A 7479-nucleotide genomic window follows, 5' to 3' on the forward strand; every position below is an offset into this window, starting at 1 on the left:
GCCATGATTCAGAATAAGGGACGGACGCTGCGCTTGCGCTCATTCTTCAGAGCGATTTCCCAGTGATTCCAAGGCGAATCAAGTTCATCCCTCAGAGTGATTGAGGCGGCATAGCGTGCCGTCGCATCATGTCGAATGATGTGGAATGATGTCGCATCATGTCGAATGATGTGGAATGATGTCGCATCATGTCGAATGATGTGGAATGATGTCGCATCAGGTCGCATCATGTGGAATGCAAACGAAATCCCGAACGCAACACCGAACGCACGAATCACGCGCGGCATCGCGCACGAATCATCCCTACGCGCGCGATACCGCGCAATACCGTCAATACGCAAAAGGGGACGCGCGTAATCGCGCGACCCCTGATAGACGCCAATTCCGCGGCAAGCGTGAGGCGCTAGGTGCCGATTGGAATCAGCAGGCGAGGGCGGCCACGGCACGCGGCGTGACGACCACCTCGTCACCGGTGGCGAGGCCGGCCGGCAGCTCGCTGGCGGGCAGCTGCACGGTCACCTTGAGCTGTTCACCCTTGTTCCAGCGCTGGAATTCGCCGGAGGTGATGACGGTGTCCACGCGCACCAGGGAGCCGAGGAAGTGGATGACCTCCACGCGGGCGTGCTCGCCGATGTTGGAGTCATGCTGCGAGGGCAGGGCCAGCGTGAGGTTCTCGGGACGCACGAGCACGGCCACGGAATCACCGGTGGCGGAGTTCGGCAGCAGCGGCAGGCGCTGGCCGAAGACCACCGCCTCCTCGCCGTTGGAGGCACCGGGCAGACGGTTGGTCAGACCGATGAACGTGGCCACGTACTCGGTGGCCGGGCGCTGGTAGAGATCCTGCGGAGCGGCGATCTGCTCGATGCGGCCGTGGTTCATCACGCCGATGCGGTCGGCCACCGCCAACGCCTCCTCCTGATCGTGGGTCACGAACACGGTGGTGGTGCCGGTGTTGAGCTGGATGCGGCGAATCTCGTCACGCAGCTGCACACGCACCTTGGCGTCCAGGGCGGACAACGGCTCGTCGAGCAGCAGCACACGCGGCTTGATGGCCAGTGCGCGGGCCAAAGCCACACGCTGCTGCTGGCCGCCGGACATCTGCTGGGTGTACTTCTTGGCCTGGTCCTTGAGGCCCACGAGCTCGAGCTGCTCCATCGCGATGCGACGGCGCTCCTCCTTGCCCACGCCGCGCACCTCGAGGCCGAAGGCCACGTTCTCGAGCGCGGTCATGTGCGGGAAGAGGGAGTAGGCCTGGAACACCATGGCCATCTCGCGCTTGTTGACCGGCACGCCGGTCACGTCCTGGCCGCCGACCATGATGCGGCCGCCCTGGATGTCCTCCAGACCGGCGAGGGAGCGGAGGGCGGTGGACTTGCCGCAGCCGGAGCCGCCGAGCAGCACGACCATCTCGCCCGGCTTGATGTCGAGGTTGAAATCGTCGAGGGCGTGCACGGTGGAACCGGGGTAGATCTTGACGACGTCCTGCATCTGGATGGAGCCGCCGCCGCGTTCCGCGGACTCCTTGAGCAGCTTCTTGGCGGCCTTGGTCACATCCTTGGCCTTGACGCCCTGCAGCGTGGCGGTCGGATCGTTCTTGAACTCGTCCTCGGTCTGGGCCGGGGTGGCGAGGGTCTTCTCATCAACGGTCATGATTGGTTAGCTTTCCTTCGACTTGCGCATCGCATCGGAAATGAGGTCGAGCGCGACGAGCAGAACCACGCCGAAGAGCAACGCAAGCAACGACATGGCGGTGGAGATCTGGGAGTTGGACTGGCCGAGCTGGTAGAGCGCGACCTGAAGGTTCATACGGCCGAGCAGCGAGGCGACGGTGTATTCGCCCAGCACCACGGCGATGGAGATGAACGAGGCGGACAGGATCGACTGCCACAGGTTCGGGATGATCACACGGAAGAACACCTTCGGCCACGAGGCGCCGAGCGAGCGGGAGGCCTCGACCAGGGTCTTGACGTCGATGGAGTTGAGGCCCACGGCGATGGCGCGGAAGGCAAACGGCATCACGAGGATCACGTAGGCGAAGCACAGCCAGATCGGGTTGGTGCTCAGCACGTCCGCCGACAGCCAGCGGTAGATCGGGCCGAGACCCACCACGAGCACGATGGCCGGGATGGTCAGCGGCAGAGTGGCGACCCACTCGATCGCACGTTCCAGCGCCTTGGAGCGGATGTGGACGATGACCATCGTGGGCACCATGAGCAGCAGCATGATCACGACGGTGACCACGCACAGGGCCAGCGAGGTGCCGATGCCCTGCCACAGCACGGTCAGGTCGGCGCCCAGCGACTCGCCGTTGCCGGTGAAGATGGCGACCCACGGCGCGGCCGACCAGCGGCCGGACAGCGGGTGGCGCAGGGTGAAGATGAGCATCGAGAAGAGCGGCACGAACAGGAACGCCAGCGTGATGAACAGGATGACGAACTTGATGACGCTCTGCTTGCGGATGCGTGCGGCGCGCAGCTGCGGCGGCTTGGTGCCGACCGTGCCGGCGGAACCGGTCGAACCGGTGACGCCGGTCTTGGCTGCGACGGTCGCCGCAGTCGCGGAGGTTTCGTTCACTGCCAACGTCCGGCCCTCTTTTCCACAGCGTGGCTCAGCAGCATCACGATGGCCACGACGATGATCATTGCGAACGCCAGCACCTGGGCGAAGCCCTGCTGGTTCGGGTCCATCTCGTTGCGCATGGCGCCCTGGATCATCAGCGGCACGAGAATCGAGCGCTGGGAGAACAGGGCGGCCGCCGTGGCGTACGCGGAGAACGCGGAGGCGAACAGCAGCAGGAACGCGGAGATGAAGCGCGGCGCCAGAATCGGCAGCGCCACGCGGGTCCAGTACTGGAAGGTGCTGCCACCCAGAGACTCGCAGGCCTCACGCCACTGCGGGCGGATCGAATCGACCGCCGGCAGGAAGATGATGATCATCAGCGGAATCTGGAAGTAGCAGTACACGGTCACGAGGCCCGGCAGCGAGCTGAGCCAGTTCGGGTTGACGACCAGACCGGTCAGCTGCTTGATGAGCATCGTGCCGATGCCGTTGATGCCGATGGTGGCGATGAACGCGAAGGCGAGCATCACACCACCGAACTGGGCGAGCACGGAGGAGATGGCGGAGACGAGACGGCGCATCAGGCCGTTCGGCTTGGCGCCAATCACGAGGGCGTACGAGGCGAGGCCGCCCACCACCGCGCCGATCACCGAGGAGACGATGGACACGAGGATGGAGGTGACGAACGCGGAGATCGTGTTGGCCTCGAACAGCTTGTTGAAGTTGGCGAGCGTGAAGCCGCCGTCACGGGTCTGGAACGCGCCGATGATCACGATCACGGTGGGCGCGAGCAGGAAGCACGCGGTGTAGGCGAAGAACGGCAGGGTGACGGCGATGGTGCCGAGTTCCTGACGGTGCCGTGCCAGCGTGGAAGAGCTGGAGTTAGCGGACGGACCCGCCACCTTGGTGGCAGGTCCGTTCTGTGCGATTGCAGCAGTCATGGGTTCGATTGCCTTAGGTTGCCTTAGGCTCAGTTGCCGATGGTCTTGTCCCAGTTGTTCTGCAGCCACTCGGTGATGCGGGTGGCGTCATCGTTGGTGTAGGAGACCGGCTTGCCCTCAATGGTGATGGCGTCCTTCAGGGTGTCCTGATCGACGGTGCCGTCTTCCTTCATGGAGGAGAGCAGCACCGGGTTGGCGCCACCCTTGAACCACAGGTTCTGAGCCTCGGCGGAGTACAGGTACTCCTCCCACAGACGGGCGGCGGCCGGGTGCGGGGCGTCCACGTTGATGGCCTGGTTGTAGTAGCTCACGACCTGGGCCTTCGGGAAGGTCTTGTACTCCCAGTTCACGCCCTTGGACTTGAGCTCCTTCTTGTAGGAGGCCTGGTTGTAGGTCCAGTCCATCACGACGCCGGTCTGGCCGGAGTCAATGGTGCCGTTGGTCACGTCAACAGTGGTGAGGTTGCCGGCGTCCTTGAGCTTCTTGAAGAAGTCGAGGCCGGGCTGCAGGTTGTTGATGTCGCCGCCGGCCAGCTGGTTGATCATCAGGTAGCCGTTGAAGGCGGCGCCGGCCTCGGCGGGCTTGCCGTTGAGGGCCACGGTGCCGGCGAACTTCGGGTCGAGCAGGTCCTCGATCTTGGTGATGTCGCCGTACTTGTCCTTGTTCCAGCCGATGGACATGATGCCGGTGTAGTCGGCGTAGTAGGCGCCGTTGGCGTCCTTGTTCTCATCCGGGATCTTGTCCCAGGCCTGCACCTTGTATGGGGCGAAGGAATCGGTGGAGGTGGCGGCGATCTGCTGGCCGACATCGAAGACGTCCGGAGCGGCGTCGGTGCCCTTGTTGGTCTTGGCGGCGTCCAGCTCCTCCTTGGAGGAGGCGTTCGGGTTGAGCTCGGTGACCTTGATCTTCGGGTACTTCTTCTTGAAGGTCTCGATGACCTCGCCGTAGTTGGACCAGTCGTGCGGCAGGGCGATGACGTTCAGGGCGCCTTCTTCCTCGGCGGCCTTGACGAGGTCGTCCATGGTGCCGAAATCGGCGAGGGAGGTGGCCTTGGCGGACTTTTCGTTGACCTTCACGGACTTGCCGGTGGAGGTGGAGGAGGAGTCGGAGCTGTTGGAGGCGTTCGACGAACCGCAAGCAGCCATCGAGAACGCCAGAACGGCGGCAATGGTGCCGGCCGCGATCTTACGCAGGTTCTTCATGATGTTCCTTTTCTCAACATGCATCCAGATCCGACTATCGGGGCCGGACCCTGGGAGTCGGGGCATCGATTCGCGCTGTACTTGCGCGGCCCATAATTCCAAAAAGAGAAAATATGAGGGTTATCTGTCACGACACTGGCGTGCAGGTGAACGTTCTTCGCCGTTTGCCGTACATTCGCTGAACAAAAGGAAACTCACGGTGAATTAGTGACGATTGCGGCCGATGTGTCACACGGATGATGGCCGGCTCGCCGCTCGCCGCTCGCCAACGCGGAATTGCTGACGCAGAATTGTTGACGCATACCACCAGCGGCAATCACCGCACCGCAAACACACCGGCACATACGAGAAAACGTACGCCGACATCAATCAGCGTACGTTTTCGACATCATTGTATGCGACGGGAATCACCCCGGCACCGAGGCGGATGGCGGCTAGCGCAGCACGCCCTCGATGAGGCGGGTGATGAGCTCGGTGTAGCTCACGCCGGTGGCCTCCCATGCCTTGGGGTACATCGAAATCGGCGTGAAGCCGGGCATGGTGTTGATCTCGTTGATCAGCACGGACCCGTCGGGCGTCACGAAGGTGTCCACGCGGCTCAGTCCGGCGCCGTCCACGGCCTTGAAGGCACGACGGGCCACGTCGCGCACGTCCTCCAGCACGCTCACCGGCAGGTTGGCCGGCACCTCCACATGGCTGGCAGAGGCGTCCATGTATTTGGAATCGAAGTCGTAGAACTGGTCGTCGTCCTGATGATCGAGCACGATCTCGCCCGGCCAGCTGGCCTCCGGCTCGTCGCCCGGCTTGGCGCACAGCACGGCGCATTCCACCTCGTGGCCGTCGATGCCCTGCTCGATGAGCACCTTCCAGTCGTGCTCGCCAGCGGCGGCGATGGCGGCGGTCAGACGGTCGAGCTGGGTCTCGCGGTCATCGGCGGCCTCGACCTTGGTCACGCCGAAGCTGGAGCCGGCACGTGAGGGCTTGACGAACAGCGGGTAGGTGAGCTGCGCCTCGTCGATCTGCGCCAGCACATCGGCGGCGGTGAAGTTGCGCGCGTCCACGGTGATGCCGGGCGCGGTGGCGATACCGGCTGCCGAGAGCACCACCTTGGTGAAGTGCTTGTCCATGCATGCGGCCGAAGCGAACACGCCGCAGCCCACGTACGGCACGCCCATCATCTCGAGGAGGCCCTGAATCGTACCGTCCTCGCCGTACGGGCCGTGCAGTACCGGCAGCACCGCATCGACGTGGCCGAGCGAGGTGACCGCATGATGCGTTTCAGGGTCGGACGTGTTGACGACGTTGGAGTCGAAGCCGTTCCCGGCCGAGCCCAGATCACCGGGCTCCCCCACGAGGAAGCCATCCTTGCCGAGGGAGGGGTCCAGCAGCACCGGACGGGTTTCCGGCGTAATCTTCACGGTCGGCAGCTCGCCGCCGTCCAGATTCCAGCCGCGGGGGTCCTCGCCGCCGACGATCCACTTGCCATCCTTGGTAATGCCGATCGGAATCGGCTCGAAACGCTCGGTATCCATGGCGTTGAGCACACCGGCGGTGGAGATGCAGGAGATCGAATGCTCATCCGCACGTCCGCCGTACAGCACCACAACACGCTTCTTGGCCATAACCATCCTTACTGTCCGCCTATTAGAGAGGCTTTGTCAAGCCCGACCGATGACCCTCGCCGTTGGCGATCGATCATCAGCGGCCGCTATCGTATACCGCTTATCTCACTTCGCTGGCTCGCCGGACGCGTTGAGAGTCCGGCTCACCGAAACCGATACGAGTCTACTCGCTCCCGCGCTCACTCGCCCGTGACTTCGCTGCCGAACAGTCCGGCCAGCATTTCGGAGCAGGAGATGCCCTCGTTGAGCACACGGCTCATCTGATAGGCCAGCGGGGTGGGCACGCCGAGTTCGTCGCCAAGCGCCACCACGGCATCCGTGGTCGGCACGCCTTCGGCCACGCCGTTGCTCACCTTGGTGGCCTCCTCCACGGTCAGTCCCTTGCCGAGGTTCGCGCCGAACGTATAGTTGCGCGAAAGCGGCGAGCCGCAGGTGGCGACGAGATCGCCCACGCCCGCGAGTCCGGCGAAGGTTTTGGGATCGGCACCGGCGGCCGCACCCAAGGCGGTCAGCTCGGCCAGACCACGGGTCTCGATCATGGCGGCCGTGTTCTCGCCGTATCCAGCTCCGCGGGCCATGCCGACGGCGAGCGCGGTGACGTTCTTGAGGCTGCCGCACATTTCGAGGCCGATCACGTCGGTGGTGACGAACGCCTTGAAGTAGGACGTGGTGCAGGCTTCGGCCACCTTCTTGGCGTTCTCGATGTCCGCGCAGGCCACCACCGTGGCGGCGGGATGACGGTCGGCGATCTCCTTGGACAGGTTCGGACCGGAGACAGCGGCGAAGCGCTCGACCGGCAGGTCAAGGGTCTCGCGCACCACTTCGTCCATACGCTTGTTGGTCTTGCGCTCGATGCCCTTCATCAGGCTCACGACGATGGCGTCCTCGGGGATGAGTCCCTTGAAGTCGGTCAGGGCGATGCGCGCGAACTGGGCGGCGATGGCCACCACCACGATTTCGGCGCCCTCGACGGCTTCGGCGCGATCGCCGGTGGCGGTCATGGCGTCCGGCAGCTTCTCCACGGACGGCAGACGCACGCCGTTGTGATGATGGTCGCGGATGCCCTCCACAATCTCGGGCTCGCGCGCCCACATGGTCACCGTGTTGCCCGCGTCGGCCAGCACCTGGCCGAAGGCGGTACCCCATGCTCCTGCA

General features: G+C 64.2%; 6 protein-coding genes. All 6 read right to left on the reverse strand.

Features of this window, described 5'->3' with window-relative positions; all coding sequences use genetic code 11:
* Positions 1-420 precede the first annotated feature (420 nt).
* Complete coding sequence (locus tag BG22_RS09145; protein ID WP_181163473.1) at positions 421-1650, reverse strand: ABC transporter ATP-binding protein; 1230 nt, start codon at positions 1648-1650, stop codon at positions 421-423.
* Between the two features lie 6 nt (positions 1651-1656).
* Positions 1657-2475: an ABC transporter permease gene (locus tag BG22_RS09150; RefSeq protein WP_140495001.1), complete on the reverse strand. Its 819-nt coding sequence runs from the start codon at positions 2473-2475 to the stop codon at positions 1657-1659.
* 95 nt (positions 2476-2570) lie between these two features.
* Positions 2571-3500, reverse strand: a complete 930-nt coding sequence (locus BG22_RS09155; protein ID WP_140494995.1) for an ABC transporter permease subunit — start codon at positions 3498-3500, stop codon at positions 2571-2573.
* Between the two features lie 29 nt (positions 3501-3529).
* On the reverse strand, positions 3530-4702 hold the full coding sequence (locus BG22_RS09160; RefSeq protein WP_094666672.1) for an ABC transporter substrate-binding protein: 1173 nt from the start codon (positions 4700-4702) through the stop codon (positions 3530-3532).
* A gap of 434 nt (positions 4703-5136) precedes the next feature.
* The gene (locus BG22_RS09165; RefSeq protein ID WP_140494997.1) at positions 5137-6324 is read right to left on the reverse strand and encodes a D-alanine--D-alanine ligase family protein; all 1188 of its coding nucleotides are present in this window, start codon (positions 6322-6324) and stop codon (positions 5137-5139) included.
* A 179-nt stretch (positions 6325-6503) separates the two neighbouring features.
* A partial coding sequence (locus BG22_RS09170) for an NAD(P)H-dependent glycerol-3-phosphate dehydrogenase (RefSeq protein WP_258186311.1) occupies positions 6504-7479 on the reverse strand: 976 nt, incomplete at its 5' end.

The organism is Bifidobacterium sp. UTBIF-78 (genome assembly GCF_006408945.1).
Classification (GTDB): Bacteria; Actinomycetota; Actinomycetes; order Actinomycetales; family Bifidobacteriaceae; genus Bifidobacterium; species Bifidobacterium myosotis.

Coding starts and splice junctions, on each gene's coding strand:
- BG22_RS09145 (WP_181163473.1), bottom strand. CDS start 1,650: ATGACCGTTGATGAGAAGACCCTCGCCACCCCGGCCCAGACCGAGGAC.
- BG22_RS09155 (WP_140494995.1), bottom strand. CDS start 3,500: ATGACTGCTGCAATCGCACAGAACGGACCTGCCACCAAGGTGGCGGGT.
- BG22_RS09160 (WP_094666672.1), bottom strand. CDS start 4,702: ATGAAGAACCTGCGTAAGATCGCGGCCGGCACCATTGCCGCCGTTCTG.
- BG22_RS09165 (WP_140494997.1), bottom strand. CDS start 6,324: ATGGCCAAGAAGCGTGTTGTGGTGCTGTACGGCGGACGTGCGGATGAG.